Source organism: Terrabacter sp. Soil811 (assembly GCF_001429655.1).
GTDB lineage: Bacteria > Actinomycetota > Actinomycetes > Actinomycetales > Dermatophilaceae > Terrabacter.
Map to the genome: position 1 here is coordinate 124,797 of NZ_LMSX01000013.1, position 18,224 is coordinate 143,020.

Here is an 18,224-nt window from a genome sequence, read left to right on the forward strand (position 1 = left end):
TATGCCGTCCGCCTCAGCGGGTGGGCCGCAGCGCTCCCAGCCGGGCGAGGAAGACCGCCTCGGCCACGCAGACCTTCTCGAACTCGCCGAGGTGCAGCGACTCGTTCGCGCCGTGGGCGCGCGTGTCGGGGTCCTCGACGCCCGTGACGATGATCGACGCGTCGGGGAAGCGGGCCGAGAAGTCGGAGATGAACGGGATCGAGCCACCGACCCCCATGTCGACGGGCTCGGTGCCCCAGGCGTCGGCGAACGACGCACGCGCCTCGTCGTAGACGGGTCCGTTCGCGTCGGCGGCGAAGCCCGAGCCGTGCTCCTCGAGCTCGACCGTGAGCCTGGCCCCCCAGGGAGCGTTGGCCTCGAGGTGCTCACGCACGCGGTCAAAGGCCACGAGGGGGTCCTGGGTCGGGGCGAGGCGGACGGAGATCTTGGCAGCGGCCTTGGCGGACAGGGTGTTCGACGCCTTGTCGATGGACGTCGCGTCGATACCGATCGTCGTGATCGAGGGCTTGTTCCAGAGCCGGCTGAGGATCGAGCCGGACCCGATGAGCGACACGTCGTCGAGCAGGCCCGACTCCGCGCGGAAGCGCTGCTCGTCATAGTCGATGTCGGCGGCCTCGCCCGCGTCGAGACCGGCCACGGCCACGTTGCCGTCGGCGTCGTGGAGCGAGGCGAGGAGGCGCACGAGGGCGGTGGTGGCGTCGGGTGCCGCGCCGCCGAACATGCCCGAGTGCACGGAGTGGTCGAGCGTCTGGACGCGGACGACGACGCGGATGCCGCCGCGCAGGGTCGTGGTGAGGGCGGGCGTGCCGATGTCCCAGTTGCCGGAGTCGGCGATGACGATGGCGTCGGCAGCGAGGCGGTCGCCGTGCTTCTCGAGGATCGAGCCGAGCGACGGCGAGCCGGACTCCTCCTCCCCCTCGACGAAGACCGTGACGCCGACCGGCAAGTTGCCGGCGTGCGCGCGCAGTGCCGCGACGTGGGCCATGACGCCGGCCTTGTCGTCGGCCGCGCCGCGGCCGTAGAGGCGCCCGTCGCGCTCGACGGGCTCGAACGGCGAGCTGTCCCAGTCGGCGTCGTCGCCGGGGGCTGCACGTCGTGGTGCGCGTAGAGCGTCACGGTCGGGGCGCCAGCGGGACCGTCGAGGTGCCCGATGACCGCCGGGCGGCCGCCCTCGACGACGACCTCGACGTCGAGGCCCTCGCGGCGGAGCAGCTCGGCGACGGCCTCGGCGCTGTGCGCCACCTGGCTCTGGTCGAAGGAGGAGGCCGAGACGCTCGGGATGCGCACGAGCTCCTCGAGGTCGGCCCGCACCTGCGGCATGAGCTCGGCCACGCGGTCGCGGATCTGCTGGATCTGGTCGGGGGTGAGGGCGTCGTCAGTCACGAGCCGACCCTACCCACGCCACGGGCGGGCCCACGAGGCAGGCGAGGACCGTGTCAGCCGCTCCCGGGGGCGCCCGCCTCGGCAGGTGTCGTCCCCTGTGGGTAGGTTCGGCCGATGGCCGACAACACCTTCGTGGCCGGGCAGGACCCCTGGCTCGAGAGACTGGGCAACCTGCGCAACGTCGTACGCCAGGAGATGGTCACCCGACAGCTCGCTGCACACCTGCCTCGTGGTCCGCTCCGCGTCCTCGACGTCGGCGCCGGCCAAGGCACCCAGGCGCTGCGTCTGGCGCGCCTCGGCCACACGGTCACCGCCGTCGAGCCGGACGGGCGCATGCGCGCCACCTTCGAGCAGGCCGCTGCCGGGCTCACCCCGGAGCAGCGCGACCACGTGACCCTCGTGGCCACCGACCTCGCCGGGCTCGCGAGCGTGACGCGGCCGACGGCATACGACGTCGTCATGTGCCACGGCGTGCTCATGTACCTCCCCGACAGCCGCGCCGCGGTCGCCGGCCTGGCCCGCCGGGTCGCGCCGGGCGGCATCGTGTCGATCGCGGCCCGCAACGGCGACGCCATGGCCTGGCGCCCGGCCGGCCGGCATGACTGGTCCGCTGCCCTGGCGATGCTCGACGAGACGCGCCGCGCAGCCGAGCAGGGCCGGGATGCCCGCTACCGCAACGAGATCGGCGTCGACGCGCGCGCAGACACGCTCGCCTCGTTGACGGTCGACTGCGAGGTCGCGGGCCTCGAGCTCGTCGCGTGGTACGGCATCCGCGTCGCGAGCGACGACGTCGGGGTGGATGAGCCCGCACCCACGGGCGACGAGCTGGCGACGCTGCTCGACGTCGAGGAGCGGCTCGGCTCGACCGACCCCTACCGCGCCCTCGGCACCCTCGTGCACGTCATCGCCCGCCGCACGGCCTGACTCCACCCGTCGTGACCCGCGCGGGACCCGGCTCCGGGGCTGACGTCCGGACTCGGGCGTGCTTGGCTCGGACCATGGACGCCGTCGACCGGGTGCAGCAGGCCTTCGCCGCCGTGCCTCGGGCCGGCTTCCTCCCCCGCGGCGCCCGGTCCCGCGCGGGTCACGACGGCCCCATCCTCATCGGGCACGGGCAGACGAACTCGCAGCCGCGGACGGTCGCCGACATGTTGCGCCTCCTCGACGTGCAGCCCGGGCAGCGCGTCCTCGACGTCGGCTCGGGCTCCGGATGGACGACCGCCCTGCTCGCCCACCTCACCGGACCCACCGGCGAGGTCGTCGGCGTCGAGCTCGAGCCCGCCCTCGCGCGATGGGGTGCCGCGAACCTCGCCGCCACCCGGATGGCGTGGGCCGAGATCCACGAGGCCGCCGCCGGGGTGCTCGGCGCCCCGGACCGTGGCCCCTGGGACCGCATCCTCGTGTCCGCCGAGGCGCAGACCCTGCCCCAGCCGCTCGTCGACCAGCTCGGCGACCCCGGGCGGCTCGTCCTCCCCGTCGCCGGCTCGATGACGCTCGTCGTGCGCGACCACGGCACGCTCGTGACGAGCCGGCACGGGCACTACCGCTTCGTCCCGCTCCGCACGACCCCCGGGGCCTGACCGCGAGGGGTCGTATGCCGGGTGGCCGCGGGCGCGATGCGGGCCCAGGACGCCCTTCGGCTTAGAGTGTCCCCGTGTTCGGACGCAAGAAGACCCTCAACGAAGACCTCGCACCCACGGCCTCGACCGACGCGTCGGCACGCGCCGGGGCGAAGAACCGGCCCACGCCGAAGCGGCGCGAGCAGGAGGCCCTCAACAAGCGTCCCCTCATCGTCACCGACCGCAAGGCCGCGACGAAGCAGGACAAGACGGCCCGCCGCGAGGCGATGGCCAAGCAGCGCGCCGGCATGATGACGGGTGACGAGAAGTACCTCCCGGCCCGCGACAAGGGCCCCCGTCGCCGGTTCATCCGCGACACGGTCGACGCCCGCTGGAACATCGGCGAGTTCATGCTGCCGATCATGCTCATCGTGCTGCTGCTCAGCTTCGTCCGGACGAACTGGGCCCTGCTGCTCGTCTTCGTCCTCGTCTACGGCCTCATCCTCGTGGCCATCGGCGACGCCCTCCTCATGTGGCGCCGCACGCGCCGCAAGATGGACGACAAGTTCGGCGGCGCCGAGAAGGGCGACGCGTGGTACGCCATCATGCGCGCCTTCCAGATGCGCCGCACGCGCATGCCGAAGCCGCAGGTCGCCCGCGGCGAGCACCCCGCCTGACCGGCCCGTGCCGGGTCGGACGGGGTGAGGCCGACCGCCTCGGTCAGCCCTGCAGGTCGGCGAACGCCAGCGGCGCCCGCGTCACGGCATACGTCGCGAAGTAGAGCTTGTCGACGGAGCCGTCGGCGGCACGCACGACCTCGAGCACCTCGCCGCGCTCCCGGCCCGCCACGGCGCGGAAGCGGTCGGTGCCCTCGGCGGCATACCGCGTCTCCGACAGCGGCTCGTCGTCGGCGAGCCTGGACCACAGCTCGCCGCCGCGCACGAAGAACGTGATCGGCGACCCCTCCGACCACCAGAGGCCGAGGAGCTCGGTCAGGGCGGGCTGAGCCGTCTCGGGCACCCACGCCGCGGTCAGAGCCGGTTCGGCGTCGACGACGGCCTCGACGAGGTCGGTCGCGAGCCCGAGGGTCAGGGCGCCGGAGGTGGCATTGGCGAAGACGATCGCGCCGACACCGTCCTTGCGCCGGACCCGCAGGCCGGTGAGGAAGCCGGGCATCGCGCCGCCGTGGCCGACATAGACCCGGTCGCCGCGGCGGCCCATCCCGAAGCCGAGGCCGTAGGCACCGCTCCAGCCGTCGACGTCGGTCATGATGATCGGCCGGCACATCTCCTCGACGGTCTCGGGTCGCACGACCCGGTCGTCGGGGTTCGCGACGTAGGCGGCGTAGCGCGCCATGTCGGCCACGGTCGACCACAGGCCACCCAGCGGTGCCGTCGCGTTGAGGGTGAAGAGCGGCTCCTCGCTCGCGGTGCCGGCGTACGGGTCGACCTGGTAGCCGAGTGCCCGGTCGTCGGCGGGCGTCAGGCCGGTGCGGTCCATCCCGAGCGGCTCGAGCACCCGCTCGCGGACGACGTGCTCCCAGTCCCGGCCCGTGACGCGCTCCACGACCTGGCCGAGGAGGCCGTAGGCGAGGTTGGAGTAGTGGAAGGCGTGGTGGGCGGGGAGCACCTGCTCCGCCTCCTCGACGCCGGCGAGGAACTCGTCGCGCTCGGGGGCCACGAGGCTCTCCCAGATGTTGCCGACCGGCTCACGCTGCAGCCCGGAGGCGTGGGCCAGCATCTGCCGCAGCGGGACCCGCGCGTGCTTCGTGCCCGGCACGTACGTCTCGAGCGCGTCGTCGAGGGACAGCAGGCCCTCGTCGCGCAGCGACATGACGGTCAGGGCCGTGAACGTCTTCGTGACCGAGCCGATCATGAACTGCGTGTCGTCGGTGGCGGGCGCGGGCTGCGACCCGAGCCGGGCCGACCCCACGTGCGCCGACCAGACGAGCGCGCCCTCGCGCACGACGCCGACGCTGACGCCGGGAGAGCGCCAGGTGCGCTGGGCCGTGACGACCCGGGCGAGCAGGTCGCGCTCGAGCCCCGCCGACAGCGCCGTCTCCGACGGGCTGCCGGCCCCGTGCGGCGCGCTCACTCCGCGGCCCGCAGGCTCATCGGGCCGTAGACGACGGTGTCGTTCTCGCGCAGGGTGACCGCCTCGACCCCAGCGTCGAGCAGCTCGCGCCACGACTCCCCCAGGTAGCTCTCGGCGTCGCTCTGGGTCGGGAATCCCGAGGTCGTCACGCCCTCACCCTCCACCGGGTTGCCGTGCGCATCGAGGAACAGCCAGGACCAGTCAGCACTCATGCGGCCACCCTAGACGGTATGGAGTGACCGCTCGGGAGCGCTGAGGGGTTGCGGGCCGGGGCCTCACTCACACATGTCCGTGGGTTACCGAGTAGGGGCTGCCTGCTCGGCCTATCCGACAGTTGTGGGAGGCCCCGGTGTTTACCGAGCGTACGAGCGTGGGGCTCGATGTGCACCGTCACAGGCGAGCTGTTCCAGACGCGATTGACCCCGTCAAACGAACACATCCAGTCCTGGCTGGCAGCGCTGCCCGGGCCGGTGGCGGTGGCCTACGAGGCGGGTCCGACAGGGTTCGGGCTGGCGCGGGCCTTGGACGCTACCGGGATCCGGTGCGTGGTCGCGGCCCCCTCGAAGCTGCAGCGCCCAGCCGGTGATCGGGTCAAGACCGACGCGCGGGACGCGGTCCACCTGGCCCGGCTGCTGCGCCTGGACGAGGTCACGGCGGTGACGGTCCCGACACCGGCGACGGAGGCGGCCCGGGACCTGGTCCGTGCCCGTGAGGACTGCCGCGGGGACCTGATGCGGGCCCGACACCGACTGTCGAAGCTGCTGCTGCGCCAGGGCATCGTGTACTCCGACGGTCAGGCGTGGACGGGCGCGCACGAGGCGTGGCTGCGACGACAGCGCTTCGACGCGGCGGCCACCCGGCTGGCGTTCGAGTCCGACTTCGACGCGGTGCTGGCGGTGAGGGCTCGCCGGGACCGGCTCGACGCGGCGATCACGGCGATGGCCGCCGACAGCGAGTTCACCCCGGTCGTGCACCGCCTGGGCTGCCTCCGTGGGGTCAGTACCTTGACCGCGTTCGCCCTCGCCGTCGAGATCGGCGACTGGCACCGGTTCACCGGCAACACGATCGGCTCGTTCGTCGGTCTGGTGCCCAGCGAGCACTCCTCGGGCGCGTCCCGGCTGCAGGGATCGGTGACCAAGGCCGGTAACGGCCACGCCCGGAGGCTGCTCGTCGAGGCAGCCTGGCACTACCGCGCCCGGTACGTCGCAGGCAAGACGATGCGTGACCGGTGGGACCTCGCGTCACCGGCTGCCCGAGCCCGTGGCGATGAGGGCAACCGGCGGCTGCACCACCGGTGGGTCGTCTTCACCGAGCGGCGCAAACGGCACACCGTCGCCAACGTCGCGGTCGCCCGAGAGCTGGCCGGCTGGTGCTGGTCGCTGGCTGTCATGGACGACGACTAAGCACCCCGGAAGCCGCTTCGCCGAGCAGGTGGCCGGTGGCAGCGCAAGGAACGACCCGCGAGCCAACTATGAGCAGCCAATCCCACTGGGACACAGCGACGCTCGATCCTAGACACGCGGTCCCGTTCCTGCCGAACCACCGTCCTGCGGTACCCAACNCAGGTGGCCGGTGGCAGCGCAAGGAACGACCCGCGAGCCAACTATGAGCAGCCAATCCCACTGGGACACAGCGACGCTCGATCCTAGACACGCGGTCCCGTTCCTGCCGAACCACCGTCCTGCGGTACCCAACTCGCGCATATCAGTCTGACCGCGCGTCGCCAACGACACGCTCACCAGCCACCTCACGACGAAGCAGAGGCGCCGTCAGGACTCATGGTCCCGACGGCGCCTCACCCTGCCCCTTGACAGGAAGCCACTACATATCAGTTGGCACGCCGTTTGACGGGCGCAGGCCCCGCGTGCGACGGTTCGCCTAACCGAAGGACGATGGGGCAAGCCGGTGTGACTCCGGCGCTGACCCGCAACCGTGATGCCACCTCCCGCCGCCGTGCGGCCCGGGGTGACCAGCCGGAAAACCCGCGTCCCACCGGCTCCTTTGTCAGTCTGTCGTGGAATGCGGACCGGAGTCACCCCGCCGGGCCGGCCGCAGCCAGCAGACCCGACATGGTGTCCCACCGCGAGGAGGAAACCGTGTCCCCTGTCCGTCGTGCCCCGCTCCGGGTCGTGCTCGCCGCGCTCGTCGCCGCCTGCCTCTCGGCCCTCACCATCGCGCCGGCCCACGCCGCTGCGTACCGCTACTGGGGCTTCTACCAGCTCTCCGACGGCGCCTGGACCTTCGCGCAGAAGGGCCCGGACCAGACGACCCCCAAGGACGGCAGCGTCGACGGCTGGCGCTTCGCGGTCGCCGACGAGGCCTCGACGCGCTACCCGCGCGCCGTCCTGACGTTCGAGCAGGTCTGTGGCACCACTGCGGCCGTGCCGGGCAAGAAGCGCGTCGGCCTCGTCGTCGACTTCGGCCGCCCGGCCGATGCCGCCGACGGCGCCACGCCGCCCGAGCCCAAGGCCCTGTGCGCGGTTGTCGTCACGGACGCGACGAGCGCGGCGGTGCTCGCCGTCGCCGGTGACGTGCGCACCGAGAAGGGCCTCGTCTGCGGCGTCGACGGCTACCCGACGAGCGACTGCGGCGGTGCCGTCAAGGAGGTCAGCCCCGAGGCCAAGGCCGCCGACCAGCCGGTGACCATCGCCGCTCCGGCGGCCACGCCGTCCGTGTCGGCCTCGACCCCGGCCGCCTCGGGCACCGACGTCGCCGCGGCGCCGACGTCCGGTACGTCGGGCGGGACCGTTGCGGCCTACGTCATCGCGGGCCTCGTCCTGCTCGCGCTCATCGGCTACCTGCTCATGCGCTCGCGGTCGCGCGCTCGCCAGGACGGCTGAGGAGCCACGACGAGCGTGGCGCGACTCCAGCGCAGGGCCCGGCTCCAGCACCCCGCAGCCTGGTGGCTGTGGGGGCTGGGCCTGGCCACCGCTGCGTCGCGCACGACCAACCCGGTGCTGCTGCTGCTCGTCATCGGGGTCTGCGTCCTCGTCGTCGACGAGCGCCATGACCCTGCCACGGTCAACCCGCTGCCCGCCTTCCTCGCCATCGGTGCCGTCATCGTCGCGTTCCGCATCGTCATGACGGCCCTGCTGGGCAACGGCATCGTCGGTGAGACCGTCGTCATGACCCTGCCGAGCGTGCCGCTGCCGGACTGGGCGGCGGGCGTGCGCATCGGCGGGACGGTGACCCTCGAGTCCCTGCTGTATGCCGCCTACGACGCCCTGCGCCTCGCCGCGGTCCTCGCGTGCCTCGGTGCCGCCAACGCGCTGGCGAGCCCGCGCCGACTGCTGAGATACCTGCCCGCCACCCTCTACGACGTCGGCACCGCCGTCGTCGTGGGGCTGACGTTCGCGCCGCAGCTGCTGACCGACGCCCGCGAGGTGCGCGCAGCGCGCACGCTGCGCGGTCGTGACGGCCGCGGCCTGCGCGAGATGGCCCGGCTCACGGTGCCCGTGCTCGAGACCGCGTTCGAGCGGTCGCTCGGGCTGGCAGCGTCGATGGAGTCCCGTGGCTACGGCCGCGCCGTCCGCTCCACGACGACGAGCCGTCGGGCCGCGACGGGGCTCGCCCTCGCCGGCCTCGTCGGGGTCCTCGCCGGTCTCTACGGCCTCCTCGACTCCTCGGCCGGAGGGGTGCTCGGGCTGCCGGTCCTCGTGCTCGGCGCGCTCCTCGCCGGCTCGAGCCTGCTGGTCGGTGCGTCGCGCGACCCCCGGTCGGGCCACCGCCGCGACCGCTGGACGTGGACCGAGACCGTGACGGTCGTCGCGGGCGCCGTGCCCTCCGCGGTCCTCGTCGTCGGCTCGGTGCAGGGCTGGGAGGGCATCGTGCCGAGCCAGCAGGGCGAGCTGCCCGCCGTGCCCCTCATCGCCGTCCTCGCGCTGCTCGTGGCCGCCCTCCCCGCCTGGCTGTCGCCCCGTCCCCGGGAGGTCGCACCGTGATCACCTTCGAGCACGTGTCGGTGCAGTATGCCGACGCCCCCGCTCCCAGCCTCCACGACGTCACGCTCGAGATCCCCGAGGGCGAGCTCGTCCTCGTCGTCGGCCCCACGGGAAGCGGCAAGTCCACGCTGCTGCGCACCATCAACGGGCTGGTCCCGCACTTCAGCGGCGGCACGCTCACCGGACGCGTCACCGTCGACGGGCTCGACACGGCCGAGCACCGTCCTCGCGACCTCGCGACGGTGGTCGGCCTCGTCGAGCAGAACCCGTCCTCGACCTTCGTCACCGATGTCGTCGAGGACGAGGTCGCCTACGGCATGGAGACGATGGGGCTGGACTCGACGACGATCCGCCGCCGCGTCGAGGAGACCCTCGACCTCTTCGGGCTGACGCCGCTGCGCGCCCGGGCGTTGCGCACCCTCTCGGGTGGTCAGCAGCAGCGGGTCGCGATCGCCGCGCTCTTCGCCGCCGGCCCTCGAGTCCTCGTGCTCGACGAGCCGACGTCGGCCCTGGATCCCGTTGCGGCAGAAGAGGTCCTGGCCTCGCTCCATCGCATCGTGCACGACCTCGGGGTCACCGTCGTGCTGGCCGAGCACCGGCTGGAACGCGTCGTGCACCATGCCGACCGCGTCGTCCTCGTCGACGAAGGACACGTGTCCGAGCTGCTCGACCCCGCCGAGGCGATGCTCCGCTCCCAGATCTACCCGCCCGTCGTCGGTCTCTCCCGCCTCGTCGGGTGGTCGCCGACGCCGCTGTCCATCCGCGACGCGCGCCGCAAGGCGGCCGCCCTGCGCGAAGACCTCGGCACGAGCACACCGCGCCCCGTGGCAGACCTCAGGGTGATCGGGCCCGCCGACGCGGTCACCGTCGACGGCCTTCGCGTCTCGCGCGGCGGCCGGGTCGTCCTCGACGGTGTCGACCTCGCCGTGGCGCGTGGCTCGGTGACGACCCTCATGGGCCGCAACGGCGCGGGCAAGTCGACCCTCCTCGGAGCCATCGCGGCCCAGCACCGGCTGGCCGGGGGGACGGTGCGCGTCGGGGCAGGAGTCGTCGACCCGCACACGAGATCCGCCCGCGAGCGGGTCCGCACCGTCGGGCTCGTGCCGCAGCAGCCCGAGCTGCTCCTCTACGCCGACACCGTGGCGGCCGAGTGCACCGCGGCCGACGAGGACTTCGGCGCCGCCCCGGGCACGGCCCGCGGCCTGCTCGACCGCATCTCCGGGGGCATCGACCCCGCGGTGCACCCGCGCGACCTCTCCGAGGGTCAGCGGCTCGAGCTCGCGCTGGCCGTCATCCTCTCGGGGTCACCGGAGGTGCTCCTGCTCGACGAGCCGACGCGCGGGCTCGACTACGGGGCCAAGAAGCGGCTCGGCGAGATGCTCACCGGCCTCGCAGCACAGGGGACGACCGTCGTGCTCGCCACCCACGACGTCGAGCTCGCGGCCGAGGTCGCCGACCGTGTCGTCATCCTCGCCGACGGGGAGGTCGTCACCGACGGCCCGGCACGCGAGGTCCTCGCGTCCTCGCCGGCCTTCGCCCCGCAGGTGACGAAGGTGCTCCTCCCCCAGACCTGGCTCACCGTGGCCGAGGTCGCGGGCGCCCTCGCGAGGATCGCATGACCGGGCGCCGGGTCATCCCGCTGCGCTGGCCGGCGGTCGTCGCCGTCGCGGTGGTCGGCGTCGTCGGGCTGGTGGCGTTCACCTGGCCCTTCTTCGTCACCGGGGACTTCGCGCGCGACCACGGCAACGACGCGCCCTGGCTCTTCGCCGTCCTCCTCGGGCTGCTCGCGGTCGTCTGCCTCGCGGAGGTCACGGCCGGACGCCTCGACGCCAAGACGATCGCCGTCCTCGGGGTGGCGGCAGCGGCCGGCGGTGGGCTGCGCCTGCTCAGCGCCGGCACCGCCGGGCTCGAGCCGATGTTCTTCATCGTCATCGTGGCCGGGCGCGTGCTCGGGCCCGGCGTCGGCTTCGTCTCCGGCGCCCTCGCCGTCACCACAGGGGCGCTGCTCACGGGTGGCGTCGGCCCGTGGCTGCCCTTCCAGATGATCTGCGCCGGGGGCATCGGGCTCGGTGCCGGTCTGCTGCCGGCCCGCGCGGGAGGACGCGCCGAGCGGTGGGTGCTCGCGGCATACGCCCTCGTGACGGGACTCGCCTTCGGGCTCTTCATGAACCTCTGGTTCTGGCCCTTCCTCGGGACCAACGCGCCCAGCGGGATGGGCTTCGTCCCCGGAGCACCGCTCTCGGAGAACCTCGCCCACTACGGCCTCTTCTACCTCGCCACGTCCCTCGCGTGGGACCTGCCGCGGGGCGTGCTCAACGCGGTCCTCGTCCTGCTGGCCGGTCCGGCGCTGCTCCGCGTCTTCCGCCGCGGAGCCCGACGGGCGGCCTTCGGGGTGCCGGTCGTCTTCGAGCCGACACGGGCGGCGGGCGCCGACGTCGACTCGCCGCTGCAGGGCGCCGGGGGCGCCCGATGAGCCGCGCGCACGGAGCCCGCACGACGACCCTCGTCACGGGGCCGGTGCGCAGCGGCAAGAGCCGGCACGCCGAGGACCTCGTCGCGGACCACGACGACGTCACCTATGTCGCGACCGGTCGTCGGGCCGATGCGTCCGACCCCGAGTGGAGCCGGCGCGTGGAGGACCACCGGACGCGCCGTCCCGCGACGTGGCGGACCGTCGAGACGACGGACGTGGTCAGGGTGCTCGACGCTGCCACGGGCCCGGTCCTCGTCGACTGCCTCGGCACGTGGCTCACGGCGCTCGTCGATGCGGCGGGCTGGGACGACCTCGACGCTGCTGCCGACGCCGTGCGTCGCGAGGGCGACCGGCTCGTCGAGTCACTCTGCACCGCAACGGTGCCCGTCGTCATCGTGACGAACGAGGTCGGCTGGTCCCTCGTGGCGACGACGGCCTCGGGGCGCCTCTTCCAGGACGAGCTGGGCCGCCTCAACGCCCTCGTCGCGGCGGTGGCGGCGCGCGTGCATCTCGTCGTCGCCGGACGCGTCGTCGACCTCAGCGACGCCCCCGTCGTGCCTCGCGAGCCCCGGCCGAGGACGCTCGATGCGTGACGCCTGGCGTCTCGCGTTCGGCACCTTCACCGCGCTCCGCGTCGGCCCTCCGGAGCACGTCACCGACGTCGTGCTCGGCCGCGCCATGCTGATCGCACCCCTGACGACGGCGCCCGCCCTCCTCGCCTGGGCCGCCCTGGGCACGGTGTCGACGACGGGGTGGGCTCCCGCCGGCGTCGTGGCCGTGCTGGCCCTCGTCGTCACGGCGCTGCTGTCGCGGGCGCTGCACCTCGACGGGCTCGCGGACCTCGCCGACGGGCTCACCTCCGGGCACGACCCTGCGCGGTCGCTCGAGGTCATGCGACGCGGCGACACCGGTCCGGCCGGCGCTGCGGCGGTCGTCCTGGCCCTCCTGCTCGACGCCGCCTGCCTCACGACCCTCCTCGGCGGTGCCCTCGGCGCGGCGCTGGCCGTCGTGGCCCTCGTGGCGAGCCGCATCGCGTGCGCGGTGTGCACGCGGGACGGCATACCTCCGGCCCGTGCCGACGGGCTCGGTCAGGGCGTCGCCGGCACCGTGTCCCGGGCGCACCTGCTGGGCCTCGTGGCGGTGGTCGCCCTGCTGGCCGGCCTCGCGGTCGTGGGGGTGTCGGCTGTGCTCGGCGGCACGTCGTGGGCCGGGGGCGTCGGTGCGGTCGCTGTCGTCCTCGTCTCGGTCGCCGGGGCCGTCGTCGCGCGACGGCACGCGGTCCGGCGCCTGGGCGGGGTCACCGGAGATGTCATCGGCGCCGCGATCGAGGTCGCCCTGGCCGCCGGTCTCGTCACGGCCACTCTGGTCGTCACTGCCCTCCCCCACCCCTGACCGTCGAAAGGCCACGTCCTGGACGCCGTGGCCGTCACGGACTGACGCCCGCGCCGGGCACGCCCCGCATGAGCGACCTCCGGGCTTGTAGTCAGGACCTTCGGTCCGACCTCGGGGGACTTCCAGCCCATCCGAGGGGGGCACGGGGGCGGTTGACTTGGCTCGTGGGCATTCTGACCCACATCGGAGTCGAGTTCTCGACTCATCTGCAGGAGAGACATCATGAGTCAAACAATCCCTGGCCCGGCTGCAACGAACGTCGCAGCACCCACGACACGCCCCGGCACCGGCTTCGCTGTCACGAGCATGATCCTCGGGATCCTCGCCGTGCTCTTATCGTTCGTTCCGTTCCTGAACATCGGCCTGTGGCCACTGGCGATCCTCGCCATCGTCTTCAGTGGCATCGCTCTCGCGAAGAAGTACCCCGGTCGCGGGATGGCGATCACCGGGCTCGTGACAGCGCTCGCCTCCATCGTCGTGTTCTTCCTCATGTACGGGGGCGCGGCGGCCACGTCGGCCCTGTGACGCACCATCGCACAGCGTCCGACGACAACCCGCTCGGGCGCTTGTGGGGTTGGCTGCGTGACGCTCGCCCGCATACGACGTGTGTCACAGCACACACGATGCAGCAGCCTCTGCAGCTCCGTCCGCCTGCGGGTAGCCGACGGCCGGCGAGTACGCCTGTGCACCTCCCGCCCGTCGAACGGCCACGTCCGCCCTGCCCTCCCATGTCGAACGCCTCTGGCGTCTCGACGGTTGACGTCGGGTGGGTCAGCGGCGAAGGCGCGCCGCGACGGGTCCCGGGAGCCGGCTGCGCCAGTCGGCCTTGGGCGACTCGCGCCGCACCTCGGCGATGCGCTCGCGACGGGCACGTTCGACCGCCGGGGACTCGAGCGCGGGCCACGGCTCGGACCGCTGGGTGGCGCGGGCCAGCACGAGGTCGGCCAGCTCCGGGTTGAGCGCCAGCAGCGGGCCGTGCAGACGAGTGCCGAGGATCGACCCGGCGAGCACACCCTCGGTCGTGCCACCGAGGGCGTCCTCGGTGCGGTTGCCCGACCCGACCTCGAGCGTGAAGAGGGCGCGCGCGCCGTCCTCGCGGACCGTGCGCAGGTCGTTGGCCTCCCAGCCGATGAGGGCGGGCAGGTCGAGGGAGGCATCCGGTCGGGTCACGACGGTGCCGGTGACCTCGGGAGCCGAGTGGATGCTGACCGGCGCGAGACCGAGCCCCTGGTGCCGAGCACCGGCCGGGTCGACCCACGAGCGGGCGACCGCGTCGAGACCGGCGTCGACGGCGAGCAGCACCGCGCCGTCCGAGACCCGTGCCGCGAGGTCGGTCGAGGTCAGCGCCTCGACGAGCGCCGCCACACCGCCACGTCCGGTGCCGCCGACGAGGTAGACGTCGGCGTCGACGAAGGAGTCGGCCCGGTCGACGGTGACGGTCTCGACCGACAGGTCACGGGCGGCCCCGCGGCGCACGAGCGCACTCGCGTTGGCCTCGTCGGCCGCGGCGACCGTGGCGAGCGGGAAGAGCGTGGCGACGGTGAGTGCCCTGCTCAATGGGTGCCTCCTCGGAACTGCTTGGAGATGCGTCGGAAGGCCGGGTAGTTGCAGGCCACCATCACCTCGCCCGGTGCGTGCGCGCGAACGGCCGACTCGATGTCGGGGGCCTCGACGACGTCGGCGCCGGCCGCGTCGAGGATCGCCACCGCGTCCGCCGTGCGCCCGCCCGTGACGGCGACGCGCTCGCCGGCGAGGCGCTGGAACGGCGCCTCCCACATCGTGGCGGTGTCCTTGGGTCCGAAGGGGTCGACGGCCACGACGAGCGGCCGGTCGGTCGAGACGGCGACGTCGATCGCCTCGGCCCACCCGGCGGGGTTCTTGAGCATGAGCAGGCGGGCGGCGTGGTCGCCGAGGCGGTAGGGCGCGTAGCGGCCGTCGACGTCGGCGACGGCGCTGACCCGCTCGGCGGCCTCGGCCACGTCGACGCCGAGGGCGTCGGCGGCCGCGAGCGCGAAGGCGCCACCCACCGGGCCGGTGCGGCCGGGCACCGTGACCTCGATCCGGGTGCGCTGGCCGGCGTGCTCGACGGCCCAGCCGTTCCCGTCGGGCACGACCTTCCAGTCGGGCTCGGGCCGCGAACGCCGGCAGCCGGGGCAGCTCCACGAGTCGTCGGTGAAGTCCTGGACCGAGCCGCAGGCCGGGCAGATGAGGGCGTCGCCGCGCCAGTAGAGGCCGCCGCTGACGCCGATGCGGTGCGGCGCGGTCTCGAAGGCCCAGCTGACGAGCGGGTCGTCGACGTTGACGATGGCGACGCAGTCGTCGGGCAGGGCGGCAGCGGTGCGGCGCCAGTGCTCGAGCGTGCTCCTGAGCGAGACGCCGCGGGTGTACTCGCGCGAGCTGTTGAGCACGACGACCGCCTTGGGCCGGGTGCCGCGTGCGACGGGCTCGAGGTAGACCTCGTCGACCTCGAGGGCCGCGAGCCCGGACGTGCGGTCGGCCGAGAGGGCGGTCACGATCCCGTCGGTCATGTTGGCGCCGGTCGTGTTGCTCACCACCGCGCCGCCGGGGGTGATCGCCGCCGCCACGAGTGCCGTGACGGTGCTCTTGCCGTTCGTCCCGGTGACGAGGACGCTGCGCCGGTCACCGGCCACGGCGCGGAGCACCTGAGGGTCGACGCGGAGGGCGAGGCGGCCACCGATCATGGAGCCGGAGCCCTTGCCGAGGGCCTGTGAGAGCCGTCCCGCCGACCGTCCCGTGGCCAGCGCCAGGCGGGCGCGGAGCGGATCGCGTGCGTCAGACAAAAGCGGTTACCCTTCTCGACATCGTGGGTCGCGCCGCTCGGCAGCGAGGGGCGACCGCTCGGTGACATGCCAGATCGACAAGCCAGATCGTAGCCGCAGCACCGGTTCTCCCGGTCCGCGGGTGGACGAGGAGGAGACCGCGTGCGAGCCACCGATGTCGGGATCGAGATCGGGACGGGGCGCTCGGGTCCACTCAACGCGATCACCGACGTCGAGGGCGTCCGGGTCGGTTACAGCACGATCGTTCACGGTGAGGGCGAGATGACGGTCGGCCAGGGACCGGTGCGCACCGGCGTCACCGTCGTGCTCCCACACGGCGGCCGCGCCTCCACCGAGCCGGTCTTTGCCGGCTACCACCGGCTCAACGGGTTCGGCGAGCTGACCGGCCTCGAGTGGCTGCACGAGTCGGGCATGCTCTCCAGCCCCATCGCCCTGACCAACACCGACAGCGTCGGGGTCGTGCGCGACTCCCTCATCGCCCGCGAGACCCGCGTGCCCGGGCGGATGCCGATCATGCTGCCGGTCGTCGGCGAGACGTGGGACGGCATCCTCAACGACATCAGCGGACAGCACGTCACCCGCGAGCACGTCCATACCGCCTTCGACGACGCGCGCACGGGCGCCATCGCGGAGGGCAACGTCGGCGGTGGCACGGGCACGCAGTGCTACGGCTTCAAGGGCGGCACCGGCACGGCCTCGCGGGTCGTCGACCTCGGCGACCGCCACTTCACGGTCGGCGTCCTCGTCCAGGCCAACCACGGCGACCGCAAGCACTTCGAGGTCAACGGCGTGCCGATCGGGCACGTGCTGACGAAGAAGGTCGTGCCCTTCCCGCGCATGTCCGAGATCACCCGGGTGCCGCCGCCGGGCACCGGGTCGGTGCTCGCCGTCGTCGCCACGGACGCGCCCCTCCTCCCCCACCAGCTCAACCGGCTTGCCCAGCGAGCCGGGCTCGGCATCGCGAAGTTCGGCGCCCGCGGTGACAACTACTCCGGCGACCTCATGATCGCCTTCTCGACGGCCGCGCACGGGATGCCCGACCAGGGCCCCGGCGCCCGCACCGAGATCGGCATGCAGGTCGAGATGCTCGCCCTCGAGTACTTCGACGCGATGTTCGGAGCCGTCATCGAGGCCACGGCCGAGGCCATCCTCAACGCGATGCTCCAGGCCGAGACGATGGAGGGCCGCGACGGACTGACGATCCACGCCCTCGACGGCGAACGACTGGCGAGCATCCTCGACCGCCACGGCCGGCGCCGCTTCTCCTTGCGCGAGTAGCGACTGACCAGCCCCGCCGTGTGCCGGGTGGCGCACTGACCGCGCCACCCGGCATACGTCGTCGGTGACGGGGACTCAGCCCTCGCGGACCTGCACCTGGACGAACGGCGGCTTGACCACGGTGGCCTCGAGGGCACGGCCGCGCACGTCGATCGACACCGTCTCGCCGTCGGCGATCTCGGGGTTCAGCAGCGCGAGGGCGATGCCCTGCTTGAGCGTGGGCGAGAAGGTGCCGGAGGTGACCTCGCCGGCCGCCGCGCCGTTCCACGAGACGGTGCAGTGCGCCCGCGGGATGCCGCGGCCGGTCACGAGCAGGCCCCGCATGAGGCGCGTCGGGTTGGCCCGCTCGGCCTCGAGGGCCTGCTTGCCCCAGAAGGCGTCCTTCTTCCAGCCCACGGCCCAGCCGGCGCGCGCCTGGACGGGTGAGATCTGCAGCGACAGGTCCTGTCCGTGCAGCGGGTAGCCCATCTCGGTGCGGAGCGTGTCGCGCGCGCCGAGACCGCACGGCTTGCCGCCGAACGGCTCGAGCGCCGCCACAAGGGCGTCCCAGAGCGCCGGGGCGTCGTCCCAGAGCGGGACGAGCTCGTAGCCGCGCTCACCGGTGTAGCCGGTGCGGCAGACGATGACGCGCCGGCCCTGCCAGTCCGCCTCGACGAAGGACATGTAGTCGTGGCCGGTCGGCAGCCCCAGGGACTCGAGCACCTCGTCGCTCTTCGTGCCCTGGACGGCGATGACGCCGTAGTCGCGGTGCAGGTTCGTGACGGTGATGCCCTCCGGCGCGGCGGCCTGCAGGCGGCGCACGACCTCGGCGGTGTTGGCCGCGTTGGGGATGAGGAAGACGTCGTCGTCGGACTTGAGGTAGACGATGAGGTCGTCGACGACGCCGCCCGCGTCGTCGCAGCACAGGGTGTACTGCGCCGAGCCCGGCTGGATGCGGCGCACGTCGTTGGTCAGGCACGCGTTGACGAAGTCGGCCGCGCCTGGACCCGTCACCGAGGCCTTGCCGAGGTGGCTCACGTCGAACACGCCGACACGCTCACGCACCGCGGTGTGCTCGGCGACGACGCCGCCGCCGGGGTACTCGATCGGCATGTCCCAGCCACCGAAGTCGGCCATCTTCGCGCCGAGGGCGACGTGGCGGTCGTGCAGGGGTGAGGTCAGCGGGGAGGTCGTCCCCGACGTCGCTGTCGTCATGGGCGCCAACCTACCGCCCGCCGGGTGTGCCGCCTCCGCTCGTTATCATCGAACGCCGCCACCCGCGGCGGTGTCGTGAGGCCGACCGGCGCACGAAACCGTGCACCAG

16 protein-coding genes, 2 pseudogenes and 1 riboswitch are annotated in these 18,224 nt (G+C 73.2%); of the genes and pseudogenes, 12 read left to right on the forward strand and 6 right to left on the reverse strand.

Annotation, left to right across the window (positions count from 1 at the left end; genetic code table 11):
* Positions 1 to 13: 13 nt before the first annotated feature.
* Positions 14 to 1,383: pseudogene (locus tag ASH01_RS21630) on the reverse strand (dipeptidase).
* A 114-nt stretch (positions 1,384 to 1,497) separates the two neighbouring features.
* Here ASH01_RS21630 and ASH01_RS21635 point away from each other — a divergent pair.
* From ASH01_RS21635 to ASH01_RS21645, 3 genes are all read left to right on the forward strand, one after another.
* The gene (locus ASH01_RS21635) at positions 1,498 to 2,307 is read left to right on the forward strand and encodes a methyltransferase domain-containing protein (RefSeq protein WP_056781163.1); all 810 of its coding nucleotides are present in this window, start codon (positions 1,498 to 1,500) and stop codon (positions 2,305 to 2,307) included.
* 74 nt (positions 2,308 to 2,381) lie between these two features.
* Positions 2,382 to 2,963, forward strand: a complete 582-nt coding sequence (locus tag ASH01_RS21640; RefSeq protein WP_056781165.1) for a protein-L-isoaspartate O-methyltransferase family protein — start codon at positions 2,382 to 2,384, stop codon at positions 2,961 to 2,963.
* A 74-nt stretch (positions 2,964 to 3,037) separates the two neighbouring features.
* Positions 3,038 to 3,619 carry a DUF3043 domain-containing protein gene (locus ASH01_RS21645; protein ID WP_056781169.1) on the forward strand — a complete coding sequence of 194 codons (582 nt, stop codon included), beginning with the start codon at positions 3,038 to 3,040 and terminating at the stop codon, positions 3,617 to 3,619.
* A gap of 43 nt (positions 3,620 to 3,662) precedes the next feature.
* Here ASH01_RS21645 and ASH01_RS21650 read toward each other — a convergent pair whose 3' ends face one another.
* The gene (locus ASH01_RS21650) at positions 3,663 to 5,036 is read right to left on the reverse strand and encodes a serine hydrolase domain-containing protein (RefSeq protein ID WP_056781172.1); all 1,374 of its coding nucleotides are present in this window, start codon (positions 5,034 to 5,036) and stop codon (positions 3,663 to 3,665) included.
* Entirely contained in the window at positions 5,033 to 5,248 is a 216-nt protein-coding gene (locus tag ASH01_RS21655) for a hypothetical protein (protein WP_056781174.1), read from the reverse strand. Before ASH01_RS21655 ends, ASH01_RS21650 begins: the two co-directional genes overlap by 4 nt.
* 137 nt (positions 5,249 to 5,385) lie before the next feature.
* On the opposite strand from ASH01_RS21655, the pseudogene ASH01_RS21660 reads away from it, so the two are divergent.
* From ASH01_RS21660 to ASH01_RS21695, 8 genes and pseudogenes are all read left to right on the forward strand, one after another.
* Positions 5,386 to 6,439, forward strand: a pseudogene (locus tag ASH01_RS21660) (IS110 family transposase).
* Positions 6,440 to 6,908: 469 nt separating this feature from the next.
* A riboswitch (cobalamin riboswitch) is annotated at positions 6,909 to 7,022 on the forward strand.
* Between the two features lie 110 nt (positions 7,023 to 7,132).
* Positions 7,133 to 7,876 (forward strand): SCO2322 family protein, encoded by a 744-nt coding sequence (locus ASH01_RS21665; RefSeq protein WP_235509693.1) that lies wholly within the window; start codon positions 7,133 to 7,135, stop codon positions 7,874 to 7,876.
* Positions 7,877 to 7,891: 15 nt separating this feature from the next.
* Positions 7,892 to 8,977, forward strand: a complete 1,086-nt coding sequence (locus ASH01_RS21670) for an energy-coupling factor transporter transmembrane component T (protein WP_056781181.1) — start codon at positions 7,892 to 7,894, stop codon at positions 8,975 to 8,977.
* Positions 8,974 to 10,596 (forward strand): ABC transporter ATP-binding protein, encoded by a 1,623-nt coding sequence (locus ASH01_RS21675; RefSeq protein ID WP_056781184.1) that lies wholly within the window; start codon positions 8,974 to 8,976, stop codon positions 10,594 to 10,596. The genes ASH01_RS21670 and ASH01_RS21675 overlap by 4 nt, the downstream gene beginning before the upstream one ends.
* Positions 10,593 to 11,450 (forward strand): ECF transporter S component, encoded by an 858-nt coding sequence (locus ASH01_RS21680; RefSeq protein WP_056781187.1) that lies wholly within the window; start codon positions 10,593 to 10,595, stop codon positions 11,448 to 11,450. Before ASH01_RS21675 ends, ASH01_RS21680 begins: the two co-directional genes overlap by 4 nt.
* The gene (locus ASH01_RS21685) at positions 11,447 to 12,043 is read left to right on the forward strand and encodes a bifunctional adenosylcobinamide kinase/adenosylcobinamide-phosphate guanylyltransferase (protein WP_056781189.1); all 597 of its coding nucleotides are present in this window, start codon (positions 11,447 to 11,449) and stop codon (positions 12,041 to 12,043) included. The genes ASH01_RS21680 and ASH01_RS21685 overlap by 4 nt, the downstream gene beginning before the upstream one ends.
* Positions 12,036 to 12,842, forward strand: a complete 807-nt coding sequence (locus tag ASH01_RS21690; protein WP_056781192.1) for an adenosylcobinamide-GDP ribazoletransferase — start codon at positions 12,036 to 12,038, stop codon at positions 12,840 to 12,842. Before ASH01_RS21685 ends, ASH01_RS21690 begins: the two co-directional genes overlap by 8 nt.
* A 222-nt stretch (positions 12,843 to 13,064) precedes the next feature.
* Positions 13,065 to 13,367, forward strand: coding sequence for a hypothetical protein (locus ASH01_RS21695; protein WP_200961846.1), 303 nt, complete (start codon positions 13,065 to 13,067; stop codon positions 13,365 to 13,367).
* Positions 13,368 to 13,613: 246 nt separating this feature from the next.
* On the opposite strand, the gene ASH01_RS21700 is transcribed toward ASH01_RS21695, so the two are convergent.
* Entirely contained in the window at positions 13,614 to 14,399 is a 786-nt protein-coding gene (locus ASH01_RS21700) for a hypothetical protein (RefSeq protein WP_056781198.1), read from the reverse strand.
* Positions 14,396 to 15,643 carry a Mur ligase family protein gene (locus ASH01_RS23155; RefSeq protein ID WP_056781201.1) on the reverse strand — a complete coding sequence of 416 codons (1,248 nt, stop codon included), beginning with the start codon at positions 15,641 to 15,643 and terminating at the stop codon, positions 14,396 to 14,398. Before ASH01_RS23155 ends, ASH01_RS21700 begins: the two co-directional genes overlap by 4 nt.
* Positions 15,644 to 15,784: 141 nt before the next feature.
* Between ASH01_RS23155 and ASH01_RS21710 the strand changes: the two genes are divergently transcribed.
* A complete protein-coding gene (locus ASH01_RS21710) occupies positions 15,785 to 16,921 on the forward strand; it encodes a DmpA family aminopeptidase (RefSeq protein WP_056781205.1) in 1,137 nt (378 codons plus the stop codon).
* 75 nt (positions 16,922 to 16,996) lie between these two features.
* Here ASH01_RS21710 and gcvT read toward each other — a convergent pair whose 3' ends face one another.
* A complete protein-coding gene (gene gcvT / locus ASH01_RS21715; RefSeq protein ID WP_056781207.1) occupies positions 16,997 to 18,115 on the reverse strand; it encodes a glycine cleavage system aminomethyltransferase GcvT in 1,119 nt (372 codons plus the stop codon).
* Positions 18,116 to 18,224: the final 109 nt, after the last annotated feature.

Coding starts and splice junctions, on each gene's coding strand:
- gcvT (WP_056781207.1), bottom strand. CDS start 18,115: ATGACGACAGCGACGTCGGGGACGACCTCCCCGCTGACCTCACCCCTG.
- ASH01_RS21690 (WP_056781192.1), top strand. CDS start 12,036: ATGCGTGACGCCTGGCGTCTCGCGTTCGGCACCTTCACCGCGCTCCGC.
- ASH01_RS21685 (WP_056781189.1), top strand. CDS start 11,447: ATGAGCCGCGCGCACGGAGCCCGCACGACGACCCTCGTCACGGGGCCG.
- ASH01_RS21635 (WP_056781163.1), top strand. CDS start 1,498: ATGGCCGACAACACCTTCGTGGCCGGGCAGGACCCCTGGCTCGAGAGA.
- ASH01_RS21640 (WP_056781165.1), top strand. CDS start 2,382: ATGGACGCCGTCGACCGGGTGCAGCAGGCCTTCGCCGCCGTGCCTCGG.
- ASH01_RS21680 (WP_056781187.1), top strand. CDS start 10,593: ATGACCGGGCGCCGGGTCATCCCGCTGCGCTGGCCGGCGGTCGTCGCC.
- ASH01_RS21695 (WP_200961846.1), top strand. CDS start 13,065: ATGAGTCAAACAATCCCTGGCCCGGCTGCAACGAACGTCGCAGCACCC.
- ASH01_RS21655 (WP_056781174.1), bottom strand. CDS start 5,248: ATGAGTGCTGACTGGTCCTGGCTGTTCCTCGATGCGCACGGCAACCCG.